Origin of the sequence: Pseudomonas sp. SR18, from assembly GCF_023701505.1 — a bacterium.
Lineage (GTDB): Bacteria > Pseudomonadota > Gammaproteobacteria > Pseudomonadales > Pseudomonadaceae > Aquipseudomonas > Aquipseudomonas cyclaminis.
The window spans coordinates 89,650-106,534 of the sequence record NZ_JAMQAU010000017.1 but is presented as its reverse complement, the minus strand read 5'-3'; the positions used below and the strand labels follow the sequence as shown (position 1 = coordinate 106,534).

Genomic DNA, 16,885 nt, shown 5'->3' with positions numbered 1-16,885 from the left:
ACTGAAGCGCTCGTGCAGCGCCTTACAGAATTTGAGGTTTTTGAAATGAATGTATTGATCATTGGCAGCGGTGGCCGTGAACACGCCCTGGCCTGGAAAGTTGCCCAGGACCCGCGCGTCCAGAAAGTTTTCGTCGCTCCCGGCAACGCCGGTACCGCCATTGAAGCCAAGTGCGAAAACGTCGCCATCGACGTATTGGCCCTTGAACAACTGGCCGACTTTGCTGAAAAGAATGTGTCCCTGACCATCGTCGGCCCGGAAGTCCCTCTGGTCGCTGGCGTTGTGGACCTGTTCCGCAGCCGTGGCCTGGACTGCTTCGGCCCGACCGCTGGCGCTGCACAACTGGAAGGCTCCAAGGCTTTCACCAAGGATTTCCTGGCGCGCCACAAGATCCCGACTGCCGACTACCAGAACTTCACCGAGATCGAGCCGGCCCTGGCCTATCTGCGTGAAAAAGGTGCACCGATCGTGATCAAGGCCGACGGCCTGGCCGCCGGCAAAGGCGTGATCGTTGCCATGACCTTGCAGGAAGCCGAAGACGCCGTGCGCGACATGCTCGCCGGCAATGCCTTTGGTGAAGCCGGTTCGCGTGTGGTCATCGAGGAATTCCTCGACGGCGAAGAAGCCAGTTTTATCGTGATGGTCGACGGCAAGAATGTGCTGCCGATGGCCACCAGCCAGGACCACAAACGCGTCGGCGACGCCGACACTGGCCCGAACACCGGCGGCATGGGTGCCTACTCCCCTGCCCCGGTGGTCACCGCAGACGTGCACAAGCGTGTGATGGACCTGGTGATCTGGCCGACCGTGCGCGGCATGGCCGACGAAGGCAATGTGTACACCGGTTTCCTGTACGCCGGCCTGATGATCGACAAGGCCGGTAACCCGAAAGTCATCGAGTTCAACTGCCGCTTCGGCGACCCGGAAACCCAACCGGTGATGCTGCGCCTGCAATCGAGCCTGGTCCTGCTGGTGGAAGCCGCCCTGGCGCAAGCCCTGGACAAGGTTGAAGCACAATGGGATCCACGCCCGAGCGTCGGCATTGTGCTGGCGGCCGGTGGTTACCCTGCCGACTACGCCAAAGGCGATGTGATCGAAGGCCTCGATGCTGCCGCAACGCTGGAAGGCAAGGTGTTCCATGCGGGCACCGCGCTCAAGGATGGCAAGGTTGTGACGGCCGGCGGTCGTGTACTGTGCGCTACCGCAATGGGCGCCAGTGTCGACGCTGCGCAGCAACAGGCTTATGCACTGGCCAAGAAGATCGACTGGAAAGGCTGCTTCTACCGCAAGGACATCGGCTACCGCGCCATTGCCCGTGAACGTGGCGAAACTCAGTAACACTAGCTATCCGTTCGGTTAGGCAAGGGCCTCTGGCCCTTGCCGTCTACAGGCCTCCCCGCGCATAGTTAACCCGTGCATCAACCTACGAAGGGATTTCGCCGTGCGCTGGCTCAGGATCGCCATAGGTTTCACTGTCAGCCTGCTGACACTGCTCTGCTTGTTCCCGGCCCAGGCCGCTGCACAAGGCAGTGGTTGGGCAGTATTGCTTGATGAACAGGCCGACCTGCAACTGAGCGACATCCGTTCCCCGCGCTACACCAATCAATTCAGCCCCATCGAACTGGACCGCGTGACCGCTGCGCAGCCCGACGGTGCGTTGTGGGTACGTTTCAAGCTGCAGCCCGGCAAGCACGAGCAAGTGCTGCGGGTATTCGCCCCGGACCTGTCGCACCTGAGCCTGTATGTATTGGACGGCGACAGCCTGGTCGAGCAACAAAGCACCGGCGCCCGCCAGCCCCAGGCGGAACGCCCACTACCCAGCAGCGATTTCATGCTGCCGATGCCCCAGAGCCAGAAGCCTCTCGATGTCTACCTGCGCCTGGTCTCGGAACACGAACTGCGCCCCTATATCACCCTGGAACCGGCCGTGCTGGCGGCCGCCGACCAGACCCAGACGCTGATCTACGGCCTGCTGTTCGGCTGCCTGCTGATGCTGATCCTGCACAACCTCTCGCGCTTCGCTTACCACCGCTCGCGCAGCAGCCTGTGGCTGGCGGCCTGTGAACTGCTGTTGATGCTCAGCCTGGCGCTGCTGCTCAACCTGGTAGGCCCATGGCTACCGAACTGGCATGCGATCCAGACCCCCGGCGCCTACCTGGCCTTGCTGCTGACCGCGCCGTGCGGGCTGATGTTCGCCTATCGTTTCTTCATGCCCCTGGGCCCGCACCCGCTGAACAAAGTGTTGATGGCCGACATCCTGTTTATCGTGCTGTGCGGCCTGCTGCTGTTGTTCGTCAACACCCTGCCGCTGAACATTATCACCTACGCCCTGGTGGCCCTGGCCGGCCTGAGCATGCTGTTTGTCTCGGCTTACCACTGGCAGAAAGGCTACCGCCCGGCGCGCTTGTTCGTGGCGGGCATGGTGGTGTTCAACATTGGCACGCTGATCATCCTCCCGGCCCTGCTGGGCCTGACGATGGTGTCGCCGCAGGGGTTGATCATCACGCTGCTGGCGTTTATCTGCCTCAGTGGCTTGTTGATGAGCCTGGCCCTGGGCGAACGCCAGCGTGCGATTGTCGAGGCCCGTTTCAGCCTCAGCCGCGACCTGGCCGCCAGCAATGCCGAGATCGCCGCCAAGGCCGAGTTCCTGGCCAAGATCAGCCACGAAATACGTACCCCCATGAACGGCGTGCTGGGCATGACCGAGTTGCTGCTGGGCACGCCGCTGTCGGTGAAGCAGCGCGACTACGTGCAGACTATCCACAGCGCCGGCAACGAGCTGCTCACACTGATCAATGAAATCCTCGATATTTCCAAGCTTGAATCCGGGCAGATCGAACTGGATGACGTGCAGTTCGACCTCAATGCCCTGATCGAAGACTGCCTGAGCATCTTCCGCGCCAAGGCCGAGCAGCAGAATGTCGAGCTGATCAGTTTTATCCAGCCCCAGGTGCCGCGCGTCATCAGCGGGGACCCGACGCGCCTGCGCCAGGCGATGCTGAGCCTGCTGGAAAACGCCCTGCACAAAACCGATGAAGGCGAAGTCCTGATCGTGGTCGCCCTGGACGACCGCAGCACCAAGCCACGCCTGCGCATTGCCGTGCAGGACAGCGGCCTGCCGATGGAAGCCGCCGAGCGCGACGCACTCCTGCACAGCGAACTGCACAGCAAGAATTTCCTCTCGGCCACCCGTCTGAGCGGCCACCTGGGCCTGGTGATCGCCCGCCAACTGATCCTGTTGATGAACGGCGAATTCGGTATCAAGAGCGGCAGTCACCAGGGCAGTACCTTGTGGCTGACCCTGCCACTGGACCCGGAACGCCTGGAGCACCCCACCTCCGACCTCGATGGCCCGCTCAAGGACGCCCGCGTGCTGGTGGTGGACGACAACGACACCTGCCGCAAAGTGCTGGTGCAGCAATGCACCGCCTGGGGCTTGAACGTCAGCGCGGTGCCCTCAGGCAAGGAAGCCCTGGCCTTGCTGCGCACCAAGGCGCACCTGCGCGACTACTTCGACGTGGTGCTGCTGGACCAGAACATGCCCGGCATGACCGGCATGCAACTGGCGGCAAAGATCAAGGAAGACCCGAGCCTGAACCACGACATCCTGCTGATCATGCTCACCGGCATCAGCAACGCGCCAAGCAAGATCATCGCGCGCAACTGTGGGATCAAACGCATCCTCGCCAAGCCGGTCGCCGGTTACACCCTCAAGACCACCCTGGCCGATGAGCTGAACCAGCGCAGCAAAGGCGGCGTGGCGCTGCGCGTCTCACTCAACGCCCCAGCGGCGATTACCGTACCCAGCGATTTCAAGATCCTGGTCGCCGAAGACAACAGCATCTCCACCAAAGTGATTCGCGGCATGCTCGGCAAGCTCAACCTCAATCCGGACACCGCCAGCAACGGCGAAGAAGCGCTGGAGGCGATGAAGGCCCAGCGTTATGACCTGGTATTGATGGACTGTGAAATGCCGATCCTCGATGGCTTCTCGGCCACCCAGCAGCTGCGGGCGTGGGAAGTCAGCCACCAGCGCATTCGCACACCGGTGGTGGCGCTCACGGCGCATATCCTTTCGGAACACAAAGAACGCGCGCGCCAGGCTGGGATGGATGGGCATATGGCCAAACCGGTGGAGTTGTCGCAGTTGCGTGAGCTGGTGGAATTCTGGGTCGCGCAGCGTCAACAGCGGGCGGAGCACGCGCCTTCCTGACCTGGAGCGTACCGCCTGATAGACTCTCCACACTTTTCCTGCCGCGAGCTACCTCCATGCTCCACGTGTTATTCAGCGTCTACCTGAAAATGCTGGTGCTCTACAGCCCGTTCTTCGTGCTGTCCTGCTTTATCAGCCTGACCCGTGGCTACTCCAGCAAAGAACGCCGGCGACTGGCCTGGAAGGTAGCGTTGGCGACCCTGGTGTCGAGTGTGCTGCTCTACCTGTTCGGCCGGGTGATTTTCAGTGTGTTCGGCATCACCGTGGATGCGTTTCGCATCGGCGCCGGCAGTGTGTTGTTTATCTCGGCCCTTGGCATGGCCCAAGGCAAGTCAGCGGTGCAGACCGACAATGTGCAGCAGGACGTGACCATCGTACCGCTGACCATTCCCCTCACCGTCGGCCCCGGCACCATCGGTGCGTTGTTGGTGATGGGCGTCAGCCAGCCGCACTGGGATGACAAGATCACCGCCATCCTCAGCATCGCCCTGGCCAGCCTCACGGTTGGCGTGGTGCTGTATCTGTCCAACCGTATCGAACGGATTCTCGGTGACCAGGGCCTGCAGATTGTCAGCAGGTTGATGGGCCTGTTTGTGTGCGCCCTCGCCGCGCAGATTATCTTTACCGGCGTGCGCGGTTATCTGGTGCCTTAGATCCGGTACTTGGCAATCGCCGACTGCACCTTGTCGCCCGCACTCTCGCGCATCAATTGGATGGTTTTTTCGTTGACCACCGAGGTGCTCAGCACCAGGCAGGTCTGCCCGCTGAAGGCCTCTACCGAAGCGCTGTCCCACTCAAGGAACGGCAATCCCACCTGTTTGCTTACGCTCTGGGTGCTGTAGGTCACCAGCACCATCGTCAATTCGCCGCCCGCTTCGACACAGGACGCCAGGCCGAAATCACCGCCCTGGTGCAGCGTACTGTTGCGCCTGAACAACTCGAAGGACGCCGGTTGCTGCTTCATGGCTTCCAACGCATCGGCTGCCAGTTTCGGCAGCGCCGCGACCAATGGCCCCGAAACCGACATCGACGCCAGCATCGTGGCGATGATGTTCAGGGCCGCCAATTGCACCGACAGGCCCTTACCCGAATGTGAAACCCGCTCGAAACGGCTGCGCACCGGCAGCCAGCCCAGGCTGATCATCACCTTGATAAATTCGTCGTACCAGGCCTCGGTACCTCGCGGGGTCTTCAAGACATCACTGACGTAACTGCTGGCCAACAGGTAGCTTTTGCGGATGTATTCCCGGTTCAGGCCCGACAGCCCCTCGGCGAACGACATCACACTGTTGTTGACCACTGCCGCGTTGCAGTCGTCCCCCGTGTCGAGCAGCGGCAATGAGGGTTGCGCGCCAGGCGCCCTCGGTAATGTGTAGGCGGCAATCAACTTGCGCCGTTTTGTGTTGTTGATCCTTCTGTGATGTTGCTCCATTTTCGGTTCTCCACAAGCACCCCACATGGGGCTTACCTGCACACTAGTCCAGTGGCCGATGCGCGTTCCAGACGACAAACATCCCTTGGCAAGACACACCTGAAACCAGCGCCCAGCAATCACACGGGACACCTGCGAGCCTTCGTTTTTTCGTCGCACAAAAAAGAAAAAGCCCCGAACAACAGCAGAGTAATCCCTGTGTTATTCGGAGCTTTCTGACAGCCAGCAGGCCATTTTCAGGAGATGGGTTTCTCACCATACCAGCGTGGCGTATAGACCCACTCACCACCACCGGCTCGCGCGAATGTGCAAGTGGTGGACGAGCCGATCAGCACCATGGTGCGCATGTCCACCTGGTCCGGAGTGAGTTGCCCCAGGGTAGTGACACGCAAGGTCTGACCCGGTCGGCCGATATCGCGGCCCAGCACCACCGGTGTTTGCGGCGTGCGGTGCAACGCGACGACTTCCAGGGCACGGCCCAGTTGCCACGGCCGTGACCGCGAAATCGGGTTATAGAACGCCAGGGCCAGGTCGGCCTGGGACGCGAGGTCCAGGCGTTTTTCGATGATCGACCACGGCTTGAGGTTGTCCGACAGCGACATCACGCAGAAGTCATGCCCCAGCGGCGCGCCCGCCTGGGCAGCGGTGGCCAGGGAGGCCGAGACACCTGGCAGGATTTCCAGGTCGACCTGATGCCAGGCCGGATCGCTGGACTCGTGCAACGCCTCGATCACCGCCGCCGCCATGGCGAACACGCCAGGGTCACCGGACGACACCACTACCACCGAACGGCCCTGAGCGGCCAGTTCGAAGGCATGGCGTGCACGTTGCATTTCTTCGCGGTTGTCGGTGCAGTGCTGAATCTGATCGTCGCGAAATGGCCCGGCCATGCGCACGTAGGTTTCATAGCCCAACACATCGGTGCAGCGCGCCAGTTCGGCCTTTACCGCCGGCACCATCAACTCGGCGGCGCCGGGGCCGAGGCCGATCACGGCGAGGCGGCCACGCGGGCGGCCCACCTGCGACAGGTCCAACGGCTGCTCGGCGACGTCAATCACGATGTCGGCATCCTGGGTAACGCTGGCGAAACGCAGCGGCACCGCCAATGCCGATGCGGCTTCATGCAGCGACGCCTCGGCCATCTGCGTGTCGCTGGCCAGCAGGCACGCCAGGGATTGCACGGCGATGCCTGCGTCATGCAACGCCGCTCGCACCCGCGCAGCCAACTCCACACCCGGTTTGCAGGTGACTGACACCGTCTTCGGATAGATCAGCAATTCATTGGCAGCCGGCACGCGCTCGGCGCTGCCTACGTGAATCGCCAGGCGCGCTTGCTGGTCCTGGGGCAAATTAGCTTGATCCAGCCACGGCGCCGCGCCTTCGATACTTACGCTTTCGCCGGCCAGCAGGTCGGAGACGAAGCGCTTGCCAAGCTCCAGATCCGCCAACTCATAACCGGCCGGCGGGTTGAGCAGGCAGGTGCCGAAGCGCAGTTCGCCACTGGTGGTGATCGCAGCGGCCACATCAAGTGCGGCCGCAATGTCCCGCGCCATCACGTTCACGCCACCCAGGCCGCCGAGCAGCGGCACCACGGCACTGCCGTCTTCGGCAACGGCCAGCACGGCCGGCTCTTCGCCTTTTTCCAGCAGCAGCGCAGCCAAGGTGCGGATGACGATACCGGCCGCGCACAGCGCAATCAGCGGCGTGCCGTGCTGATACAACTGACGCAGGGTGGCGCCGAAGTCGCTGTAAGCCTGGTCCGCACCGTCAACCCGCCCGGCCAAGCCGTGGATCACGGCGCCAGGGTAAACCTGCTGGATCCTGCGCGCGGTCGCCAGGCTGCCCTGGCCGAGGATGACAATCGCCGGACTCATCACCCTTGCCACCGTTCACCGGGCACGATGATCAGCGAGAAGTACGGTGACGACGACGGGTCGACCTGATCCAGCGGCACGATCTTCTGGTTGGCCATGGTGGCGCGCTCCACATACAGCGCGCGCTCGGCCAGGCCGAGTTCTTCCAACACCTGGCGCACCTTGGGGAAGTTGCGACCCAGCTTCATGATCACCGCCGCGTCGGCATCCGCCAGGCGGCGCTTGAGGTCATCGTGAGGCAACACGCCTGACAGCACCGAAAGGCTCTGGTTGCGATACACCAACGGTGCGCCAAGCACCGAAGCGCCGCCGAGCATCGAGCACACACCCGGAACAACCTGGGCTTCGTAGCGCTCGGCCAAACGGTCATGCAGGTACATGTAGGAACCGTAGAAAAACGGATCACCTTCGCAGATCACCGCCACATCGCGACCGGCGTCCAGATGCGCGGCCACGTCGACGCTGGCGGTGTCATAAAAATCGCTGATCACTTGCTCGTAGGACAGCGGCGCCGGAAGTGCCTCAGTGGTCACCGGGTACACCAGCGGCATCAGGGTCTGTTGCGCCACGAGGTGGTCCTCGATGATGCCGAAGGCGTTGCCCTTCTTGCCCTTGGCCACGAAGTACGCCACCACCGGCGATTCACGCAGCAGGCGCAGGGCCTTGAGGGTGATCAGTTCCGGGTCGCCGGGGCCCACGCCCAGACCGATCAAACGTCCGCGTGCCGGCATTATTCCACCTCCGTGGCGAGCGCATTGACCGCTGCGGCGGCCATGGCACTGCCGCCCAGGCGGCCTTGCATGATCACGAACGGCACGCCGCGGCTGTCGGCGGCCAGCATCGCCTTGGATTCAGCGGCGCCGACAAAACCCACCGGGAAACCGAGGATCAACGCCGGTTTCGGCGCGCCCGCATCGAGCATTTCCAGCAGGTAGAACAACGCGGTCGGCGCGTTGCCGATCACCACCACACTGCCTTCCAGGTGCGGGCGCCACAGCTCCAGGGCGGCAGCGGAGCGGGTATTGCCCAGCTCCCGCGCCAGTTCCGGCACGCTGTCGTCGCGCAGGGTGCAGATCACCGCGTTGTTGGCCGGCAGGCGCGTGCGGGTCACGCCTTCGGAGACCATCCGCGCATCACACAGAATCGGCGCGCCAGCGGCCAGCGCATCGCGCCCGGCCTTGCCCGCACCTTCGGAAAATTGCAGGCCGTCGATGGCATCGACCATGCCGCAGGCATGAATCACCCGCACCGCGAGTTTTTCCAGATCGGCCGGGATGCGGTCCAACTTGGCTTCCGCTCGAATAATGGCGAAGGAGTTGCGATAGATCTCCTGACCGTCGCGGATGTAATCAATCATCGGTGTTGCTCCGTGGACAAGCGCGCAACAGGGCGCCCGCCGCTTCAATGGAAAGAGTGCGCGCGTGCAGCCGGCCAAAACCCGGCTGGGCTGCATCGCGAAAATAGAGGTCGTAGTGGCCTGGGCTCACCGCCAGCAGGGTGACTGGCGCGGTGTGCGCGGCGGCGCAGGAACGTGGGCAGCCTGTCAGATGCACGTCATGCCCGGCTTGCAGCGCGGCCAGTTGCAGGGCGTCGGCCTTGGTGTCAGCCAGTGCCTTGGCGCAGCCGCTGGAGCCGGTGCAGGCGGTCAGGCGCGCCAGGGGTTGGTCGATGGAACAGAGAAAGCCCAGTTGCGCCAGGCGTTCACTCACGGCGTGAGGTTTTTCGACGTTGGGCAGCAGCACGCCTTGCCAGGGAGTGAAGCGCAAGGTGGCGTCACCGTAGTCGCGAGCGAGTTGTGCGGCGCCCCTGAGCATCGTCGGATCCAGGCGACCCAAGGGGGCGATGGCCGCGACATAGAATTGATTCTTCTGCGCCTGTGGATAAGTCCCGAGGTGCAGCAAGGCGCCACTGGGCGGGCGTTTGAAGCCGTCGACCGGCAGCAGCGGCAGGCGCAGTTGGCTCAGCAAGTTATCCACAGGCAAATGGCGCATGCGCGTTTGTTCTGGGGTGGCGAGGTCGAGAAAGGCGTCCAGCACCGCCACCACCAGTGCGTGGCCCTGCTCCAATGGCACCGCTGCCAGGGGCGCATCCAGCCCAGGACAGCCGGCCAGACCGAACGCGAGCAGCGTCTCGCCATTGCGCACGAACGCCGAGAGCCACAGATCGTGATGATGTTCGAGCATCGCCAGATCCTCGCCGCCATCCAACTGCACGGCAAACTTGGCCGACAGCGCATGGAAACGCGGGTGGTTTTGCAGGGTGGCGAGGATCTGCACGGCCAACGGGCGGGTGTCGAACAGCATCTGCGGGTCAATACCGGCGCTGGGGCTGAGCATCAGGTTGCGCACATCGTCACCGCCAGCGTTGCTCGGGCCGAGGCCTGCGGCCAGCAGCCTGGCAATCAGCGCATCCTGCCCGGCGCCGATCCCACGTATTTGCAGATTGGCGCGGTTGGTCGCCTCGATCACCCCGCCGGCATAGGCCTGGGCGGCTTCGGCCACGGCGTCGGCTTGCGCACTGGTGATCGAGCCACCGGCCAATTTGATCCGACAGATACCGCCATCCAACGCCTGGACAATACGCAGCAACCCCGGACAAGCCGAGGGGCGCAAGGTATTCAGAGTGGGCGTTGGGTTCACGGGGCTACCGGTTGACAGGTAAAGGCGCGGTATTATGCCTGCTTTGTCCGGCGGCATGAAAAGCCTGCCCGTCGGATGTCGTTCAAGGAATTGATATGTCGCCCTGGCTGACGGTTGTAGGCATCGGTGAAGACGGCTTCAAGGGCCTGGGCAGAAATGCCCGGCATGCCCTGTTGCGCGCCACGCGGATTATAGGTGCTCAGCGCCAGTTGGACCTGCTGCCGGTGTGTATTCGGGGGGAACGCCAGGTGTGGCCGAGCCCGTTTTCCCTGGAGCCGGCGCTGGCACAACGCGGCACGCCAGTGTGTGTGCTGGCCAGCGGCGACCCGATGTTCTACGGCGTGGGAGCCAGTCTGGCGCGGCAGGTGGCGGCTGAAGAACTGCTGATTTTGCCGGCACCGTCGTCGGTGTCGTTGGCGGCAGCGCGGTTGGGCTGGCCGTTGCAGGAGGTGGTGACACTGTCCGTGGTCGCCCGGCCAGTGGCGGCGATCAATGCACATCTGGCCACGGGCGTGCGCTTATTGGTGCTGAGTAATGACGGCGGCAGCCCTGCGTTGATTGCTTCGTTGTTGGCCGAATCCGGGTTCGGGCCCAGCCGATTGACGGTATTTGAACACTTGGGCGGCGCGGATGAACGGCGCATTGACGGTTTGGCTGAAGATTGGCAACACGCCTCGGTTGCCGACTTGAACCTGGTCGCCATCGACTGCCTGGCCTCCAGCGACACACCGCGTCTGTCGCGCCTCGCGGGCTTGCCCGATTGCGCCTTCCAGCACGACGGCCAACTGACCAAACGTGATGTACGCGCCATGACCCTCGCCCGCCTCGCCCCTATGCCCGGCGAACTGCTGTGGGACGTGGGCGCGGGCAGTGGCTCAATCGGTATCGAATGGATGCGTGCGCACCCAAGCTGCCGCGCCTTGGCGATTGAAGCAGACGAAGGCCGCCAAGGCCTGATCGAACACAACCGCGATGCCCTCGGCGTGCCCGGTTTGCAGTTGATTCGTGGCAAAGCCCCTGAGGCGTTGCATGGCCTTACCGCACCCGACGCTATCTTTATCGGCGGCGGCGTCACCCGTGAGGGCGTACTCGACACCTGCTGGCAGCACCTGCGGCCCGGTGGGCGATTGGTGGCCAACGCCGTGACCCTGCAAAGTGAAATGACCTTGATGAACTGGCGCGCTCAACATGGCGGTGAGCTGACGCGCATTCACGTAGCCCAGGCCCAGCCGTTGGGGGAGTTTGATACGTGGCGCCAGGCGTTGCCGATTACGCTGCTGGAAGTGGTCAAGCCGCTATGAAACGCATCTTGCTGCTGGGCGGCGTGACCGAAGCGCTGGCCATCGCCCGTACATTGGGCCCGGAACATATCTACAGCCTGGCCGGTGTCGGGCGGGTGCCGACCGATCTGACCTGCCAAGTGCGGGTCGGTGGTTATGGTGGCGCAGAGGGCCTGGCGCGGTTTGTCCGGGATGAGGGGATCAGCCTGATGCTCGACGCAACCCATCCGTATGCCGCGCAGATCAGCCGCAATGCCGCCGAGGCAGCACAGTTGAGCGGTGTACCGTGCTGGGCATTGCGACGCCCGGCATGGCAGCCCCAGGCCGGGGATGATTGGCGAGAGGTCGGTGATTGGGCCGAGCTGATTGAAGCCTTGAAACCCTTCAAGCGCCCGCTGTTCACGTTGGGCCGAGAGCCGTTGCAGCACCTCGATGAAATCCCCTCCGACCAGTTCTGGACGTTGCGGGCACTGGATGTGTATCCGGGCAATGAGCGCTGTGAAGTGATCGGCGCACGTGGGCCGTTTTTGATCGAAAACGAGCGAGAGTTGTTTGAACGGCGCGGGATTGATGTGCTGATCAGCAAGAACAGCGGCAGCACGGCTACCGAGCCGAAGCTGGAAGTGGCGCGCGAGCGCGGGGTGCCGGTGCTGGTGTTGAAGCGGCCGGTGTTGGCGGCGGTGGATCTGGAGTTCCCAACGGTCGCAGCGGTACTACAGGCAATCCATTCTCCCTGAACAACACAGTTCAAATGTGGGAGGGGGCTTGCCCCCGATGGCGGTGGTTCAGCCAGCAAATCAGCGACTGACATAGCGCTATCGGGGGCAAGCCCCCTCCCACCTTGTTTTCTGTGGTGCTAGCGGCTCGTGGCTGTCGCCTGCCCAACGCCGCCGTGCACGCGATCTGCAAGCAATTCCTCTCCCAGGTCAAAAGCCAAGTCGCAGCTCAGCGCGCTGGCCGATGCCCGTGTTTCGCTAAGGTTGACCAGCAGGTCTTCGGTACTGAATACGTCGGCTAGGTGAACAGCCAGCTATCAGGCTGCACCACCAAAAGTCGAATCCCCCTACAAACACTTCCGAACAGGCTGGCTGGCTCAGCCAAAAGCCCCCGACCTAACCTCCCCGCTCGCGGTTTCGCGTCAGCCATCCGCGATGGGGATGCCTGCTTTTGCAGCGCGTCGCACCTTGCCAACATGTATCCCAAGGAATACGATCTGAGATGATCCACTTCAAGAGATCTGATGAGTTTCAGGAATGGCTTTATTCGCTACGCAGTAAACCCGCCCATGGACGCGTACTTACAAGATTGGATAACGCAAGAATGGGCAATTTTGGAGACTGCGAAAACGTCGGAAATGGCGTATCCGAAATGCGCATCCACTATGGTCCTGGATATCGGGTGTACTTCAAACGTGTAGGTGAGGTGATTTATCTACTGTTGATAGGTGGCGATAAATCAACGCAAAAACGCGACATCGAGCGAGCTAAAGAAATTGCCGAAGAATTTGATAAAAAGGAGTGACCCATGACTCAATTTAAAGATTTCGACATAGCCGAGCATCTGACGACTCCTGAGGACATGGCGGAGTATCTCGAAGCCTCTTTCGAAGAGGACGCCGGTGACGGAATGCTGATTCGTTCAGCGCTCAACAATATCGCCCGCGCCCAAGGCATGACCCAAATTGCTCGCGACGCCGGCCTCGGACGCGAAAGCTTATATAAAGCCCTCTCCAGCACTGGCAATCCCGAGTTCGCGACTATCATGAAAGTGATGAAAGCGTTGGGCCTCAAGCTTCACGTCACGGCGGTGTGATTCTGCTGCGACACCAAACCACACCGCCGCTTTTTACTTATCCCCCCCGATCAGGCTAAATACCCGCCTGATCGTTTAACCCTACGGATTGTCCGCCATGGCCCGTCAACGCTTTGCAATTGCCTGGATCGCCTGCCTTGCAGTGCTGTTCAACGCGTTTGCCATGCCAATGGCCGCTGCGATGCAGCAGGCCGACGACCCGGTCAAGCAACTGATGTGGGGCGGGTTCTGTTCTTCCAATGGCGCAAGCCTGAAGACGATTGCCCTGGGCAAGCTGGACATTCCGGCGCCGCAACAGGACGATCATTCCACCATGCAGCATTGCTGGTGTTGCTCGGGCTCGGCGCCTTTGGTGGCGTTGCCGGGGCATGTGCCGCAGTTGTATCTCACGCGATTTGAAGCCGTACCGCGTCAGCCACAACCCCCACTGCAAACCCCTACCCCGCGCCAGCAATGGCCGAGCCTCAACCCCCGCGCCTCTCCAACGGTCTGATCTTCTTCGCAAGTGAACTGCGTTTAGAACCGTTCTGGAGAACTGCCATGCTCAAATCTTCCCTGCTTCTGGCCGCGTTGCTGCTGCCGGTGTTCAGTGCCGCCAATGCCGAAGACTACAAGGCCGGCGACCTGCTGGTCAGCGATCCCTGGTCCCAGGAGTTGCCGCCCAATGCGCCCACCGTCGCGGCGTACTTTGTGATTCACAACACCGGGGCGACCCCGGATCGCCTGCTCAGCGTCGACACGCCCGTGGCCGACAAAGCCGAGCTGCACGAGCATGTGATGCAGGGCGATCTGATGAAGATGCAGCAAGTGCCCAGCGTTGCCGTACCGGCCAAGGGCGATCTGACCTTCGCGCCCATGGCCTACCACGTGATGCTGCTGGGCCTCAAAGACCGCAGCCTGCTGGCCGATGGCAAGCAATTCCCACTCACCCTGACCTTTGAAAAATCCGGCAAGGTCGAGGTGCAAGTGTCGGTCCAAAAAGTGCCGCCGATGGCCGCCCACGCGCATAAGCACGCCCAATAGGCCAACACTCGATGGGCGCCCCCCGCGCCAGGCTCTCTCCACATCACCGCGTGAAGCGCGGCAGTTGGATCAGCCTGTTCGCCATGCTGATGATCTTTATCGGTCCGCTGATTTCCCAAGCGATGCCGATGGATCATCACGCCGGTATGTCGATGCCGATGAGCATGTCCATGGATATGGACATGTCGGGCGACCACGGCGAATCCCATCACCCCAAAGCCCCCAACGACCATCACGCGCTCTGGGCCAAGTGCGGTTATTGCGACCTGCTGTTCAGTTGCCCTGCCCTGCCCGGCAGCCTTTCATTCGTGGCCCTCGGTACCCCGCCGCCGGCCAATGCCCTCACCCCCGCCACGCGCCTGGGCCATGCCCGGCAGAGCATCTTCCCCGGCGCCCGCAGCCGTGCGCCGCCCATCGCCTCGTAAACACCAAGCACCGTTACTTCACCCCGGCCGACTTTAGACAGACAGCCGCAGGCTGCTGGCCGTGTTGTTTACGATTGATTGATGGAATTTGTCATGTCCAGGTTTACTGCTGACTCCCGTTTGGGAAGTACTTCTGTGCTCGCTGCCCTATGCGGCGCCCTGCTCGCCCCCCACGCTCAGGCCGATGAGCACGCCGAGCATGAGCTGACGCCCACGGTGATCACCGCCATCGCGCCCAGCTCGCCGCTGACCGTGGTCACCAACCCCAAAGACCCGCGCCAACCGGTGCCCGCCAGCGACGGCGGCGACTACCTCAAGACCATCCCCGGCTTCGCCCTGGTGCGCAACGGCGGCACCAATGGCGACCCGGTACTGCGTGGCATGTTCGGCTCGCGCCTGAATATCCTCACCAACGGCAGCATGGTGCTCGGCGCCTGCCCCGGCCGCATGGATGCGCCCACGTCGTATATTTCCCCGGAGACCTACGACACGCTTACCGTGATCAAAGGCCCGCAAACCGTGCTCTGGGGCCCAGGTGCTTCGGCCGGTACGATCCTGTTTGATCGCGAGCCCGAACACTTCGGTGAGTTGGGCACACGGCTCAACGCGAGCGTGCTGGCCGGCTCCAACGGGCGCTTCGACAAGGTCATCGATGCCGCCGCTGGCGGGCCGCTGGGCTATGTGCGAGTGATCGGCAACCAGGCCCACGCCGACGACTACAAAGACGGCAACAACGACACCGTCGCCTCGCGCTACGACAAATGGAATGGCGACGTGGCCGTTGGCTTCACCCCGGATGCCGACACCCTGCTGGAACTCACCGCCGGCCGTGGCGACGGCGAAGCGCGTTACGCCGGGCGTGGCATGGACGGTTCGCAGTTCCTGCGCGAAAGCCTCGGGCTGCGCTTCGAGAAATCGAATATTGGCGAGGTGCTGGATAAGGTCGAGGCCCAGGTCTACTACAACTACGCCGACCACGTGATGGACAACTACAGCCTGCGCACGCCGTCGGGGACCGGGATGATGGCCGGGCCTATGGCCTCCAACGTCGACCGTCGTACCCTCGGCGCGCGCATCAAAGCCACCTGGCGCTGGGCCGATGTGCAGTTGATCAGCGGCCTGGATGCGCAGACCAACGAACACCGCCAACGCAGCAGCATGGGCATCGACACCTACAAGGATTTGCCCAAGGTCAAGGACGCCAACTTCCACAACTACGGCGTGTTCGGCGAGCTCACCTGGTACGCCGCCGAGCGTGATCGCCTGATCACCGGCGCACGCCTGGACCGCGCCTCGGCCAAGGACTTTCGCCAGACCAGCGCCACCGCCAATGAAACCCGCGCCGACACGTTGCCGTCGGGCTTCATGCGCTACGAACACGACCTGGCCAACAGCCCCACCACCCTCTACGCAGGCTTGGGCCACACGCAGCGCTTCCCGGATTACTGGGAGTTGTTCTCCCCCAACACCGGCGCGGTCGGTTCGGTGAATGCCTTCGACGGCGTGAAACCGGAGAAGACCACCCAACTCGATTTCGGCGCGCAATACAAAGCCGACAACCTTGAAGCCTGGGCCTCGGGCTACATCGGCCAGGTGCGTGACTTCATCCTGTTCGACTACCGGCCAGGCATGATGGGCACTACCTCGCAGGCCCGCAACGTCGACGCTCGCATCATGGGCGGTGAACTCGGCGCGGCGTACAAGCTGACGCCAAACTGGAAGGCGGACGCCACCCTCGCCTACGCCTGGGGCAAGAACAGCAGCGACGGCAAGGCCCTGCCGCAAATGCCGCCGCTGGATGCACGTTTCGGCCTGACCTACAGCGCAGACGACTGGAGCGCCGGCGCGCTGTGGCGGGTGGTCGCCGCACAAAACCGTATCGATCAGAACAAGGGCAACGTGGTCGGCAAGGACTACGACAAAAGCGGTGGCTTTGGCGTGTTCTCGTTGAATGGCGCGTATCGCATCAACAAAAACTTCAAGGTCAGCACCGGCGTCGACAACCTGTTCGGCAAGGCCTACGCAGAGCATTTGAACCTGGCGGGCAATGCCGGCTTCGGCTACCCGGCCAGCGACCCGCAGGCCATCAAGGAGCCGGGGCGCACCCTCTGGACCAAAGTCGACATGAGCTTCTAAAAGCATCGGGGCAAGCCCCCTTCCCACAGTTGGAATGCATTCCACATGTGG

At 62.6% G+C, this 16,885-nt stretch carries 17 protein-coding genes; 11 read left to right on the top strand and 6 right to left on the bottom strand.

Annotated features, from left to right (window positions below):
- Nucleotides 1-45: 45 nt before the first annotated feature.
- The 3 genes from purD to tspR all read left to right on the top strand — a co-directional run bounded on the left by purD (nt 46) and on the right by tspR (nt 4,866).
- Entirely contained in the window at nt 46-1,338 is a 1,293-nt protein-coding gene (gene purD, locus NDJ82_RS22425) for a phosphoribosylamine--glycine ligase (protein ID WP_250926308.1), read from the top strand.
- A gap of 103 nt (nt 1,339-1,441) precedes the next feature.
- Entirely contained in the window at nt 1,442-4,213 is a 2,772-nt protein-coding gene (locus NDJ82_RS22420; protein ID WP_099583609.1) for a hybrid sensor histidine kinase/response regulator, read from the top strand.
- Nucleotides 4,214-4,269: 56 nt separating this feature from the next.
- Nucleotides 4,270-4,866, top strand: a complete 597-nt coding sequence (gene tspR, locus NDJ82_RS22415) for a type III secretion system genes modulator TspR (RefSeq protein WP_003217330.1) — start codon at nt 4,270-4,272, stop codon at nt 4,864-4,866.
- Here tspR and NDJ82_RS22410 read toward each other — a convergent pair.
- The 5 genes from NDJ82_RS22410 to cobG form a co-directional block, all read right to left on the bottom strand.
- Entirely contained in the window at nt 4,863-5,645 is a 783-nt protein-coding gene (locus NDJ82_RS22410) for a hypothetical protein (RefSeq protein ID WP_112193205.1), read from the bottom strand. The genes tspR and NDJ82_RS22410 overlap by 4 nt on opposite strands.
- A gap of 236 nt (nt 5,646-5,881) precedes the next feature.
- A complete protein-coding gene (gene cobJ / locus NDJ82_RS22405) occupies nt 5,882-7,519 on the bottom strand; it encodes a precorrin-3B C(17)-methyltransferase (protein ID WP_250926307.1) in 1,638 nt (545 codons plus the stop codon).
- Nucleotides 7,519-8,250 carry a precorrin-2 C(20)-methyltransferase gene (locus NDJ82_RS22400; protein WP_099583612.1) on the bottom strand — a complete coding sequence of 244 codons (732 nt, stop codon included), beginning with the start codon at nt 8,248-8,250 and terminating at the stop codon, nt 7,519-7,521. Before NDJ82_RS22400 ends, cobJ begins: the two co-directional genes overlap by 1 nt.
- Nucleotides 8,250-8,876 carry a precorrin-8X methylmutase gene (locus tag NDJ82_RS22395; RefSeq protein WP_099583613.1) on the bottom strand — a complete coding sequence of 209 codons (627 nt, stop codon included), beginning with the start codon at nt 8,874-8,876 and terminating at the stop codon, nt 8,250-8,252. Before NDJ82_RS22395 ends, NDJ82_RS22400 begins: the two co-directional genes overlap by 1 nt.
- Nucleotides 8,869-10,215, bottom strand: coding sequence for a precorrin-3B synthase (gene cobG / locus NDJ82_RS22390; RefSeq protein ID WP_250926306.1), 1,347 nt, complete (start codon nt 10,213-10,215; stop codon nt 8,869-8,871). The genes NDJ82_RS22395 and cobG overlap by 8 nt, the downstream gene beginning before the upstream one ends.
- Nucleotides 10,216-10,253: 38 nt before the next feature.
- Between cobG and cbiE the strand changes: the two genes are divergently transcribed.
- A complete protein-coding gene (gene cbiE, locus NDJ82_RS22385) occupies nt 10,254-11,459 on the top strand; it encodes a precorrin-6y C5,15-methyltransferase (decarboxylating) subunit CbiE (RefSeq protein ID WP_250926305.1) in 1,206 nt (401 codons plus the stop codon).
- Nucleotides 11,456-12,175: a cobalt-precorrin-6A reductase gene (locus NDJ82_RS22380; protein ID WP_250926304.1), complete on the top strand. Its 720-nt coding sequence runs from the start codon at nt 11,456-11,458 to the stop codon at nt 12,173-12,175. The genes cbiE and NDJ82_RS22380 overlap by 4 nt, the downstream gene beginning before the upstream one ends.
- Before the next feature lie 119 nt (nt 12,176-12,294).
- Here NDJ82_RS22380 and NDJ82_RS27745 read toward each other — a convergent pair whose 3' ends face one another.
- Nucleotides 12,295-12,468: a DUF6124 family protein gene (locus NDJ82_RS27745; RefSeq protein WP_371929518.1), complete on the bottom strand. Its 174-nt coding sequence runs from the start codon at nt 12,466-12,468 to the stop codon at nt 12,295-12,297.
- A 188-nt stretch (nt 12,469-12,656) separates the two neighbouring features.
- Here NDJ82_RS27745 and NDJ82_RS22375 point away from each other — a divergent pair, with 188 nt between their 5' ends.
- The 6 genes from NDJ82_RS22375 to NDJ82_RS22350 all read left to right on the top strand — a co-directional run bounded on the left by NDJ82_RS22375 (nt 12,657) and on the right by NDJ82_RS22350 (nt 16,834).
- A complete protein-coding gene (locus tag NDJ82_RS22375) occupies nt 12,657-12,959 on the top strand; it encodes a type II toxin-antitoxin system RelE/ParE family toxin (protein WP_099583617.1) in 303 nt (100 codons plus the stop codon).
- A 3-nt stretch (nt 12,960-12,962) separates the two neighbouring features.
- Nucleotides 12,963-13,250: an addiction module antidote protein gene (locus NDJ82_RS22370; RefSeq protein ID WP_158878513.1), complete on the top strand. Its 288-nt coding sequence runs from the start codon at nt 12,963-12,965 to the stop codon at nt 13,248-13,250.
- 97 nt (nt 13,251-13,347) lie between these two features.
- Nucleotides 13,348-13,743, top strand: coding sequence for a DUF2946 domain-containing protein (locus tag NDJ82_RS22365; protein ID WP_099583619.1), 396 nt, complete (start codon nt 13,348-13,350; stop codon nt 13,741-13,743).
- A 47-nt stretch (nt 13,744-13,790) separates the two neighbouring features.
- A complete protein-coding gene (locus NDJ82_RS22360) occupies nt 13,791-14,273 on the top strand; it encodes a copper chaperone PCu(A)C (RefSeq protein WP_099583620.1) in 483 nt (160 codons plus the stop codon).
- Nucleotides 14,274-14,284: 11 nt separating this feature from the next.
- Entirely contained in the window at nt 14,285-14,698 is a 414-nt protein-coding gene (locus NDJ82_RS22355; RefSeq protein WP_250926303.1) for a DUF2946 domain-containing protein, read from the top strand.
- A gap of 93 nt (nt 14,699-14,791) precedes the next feature.
- Entirely contained in the window at nt 14,792-16,834 is a 2,043-nt protein-coding gene (locus tag NDJ82_RS22350; RefSeq protein ID WP_250926302.1) for a TonB-dependent copper receptor, read from the top strand.
- Nucleotides 16,835-16,885 lie beyond the last annotated feature (51 nt).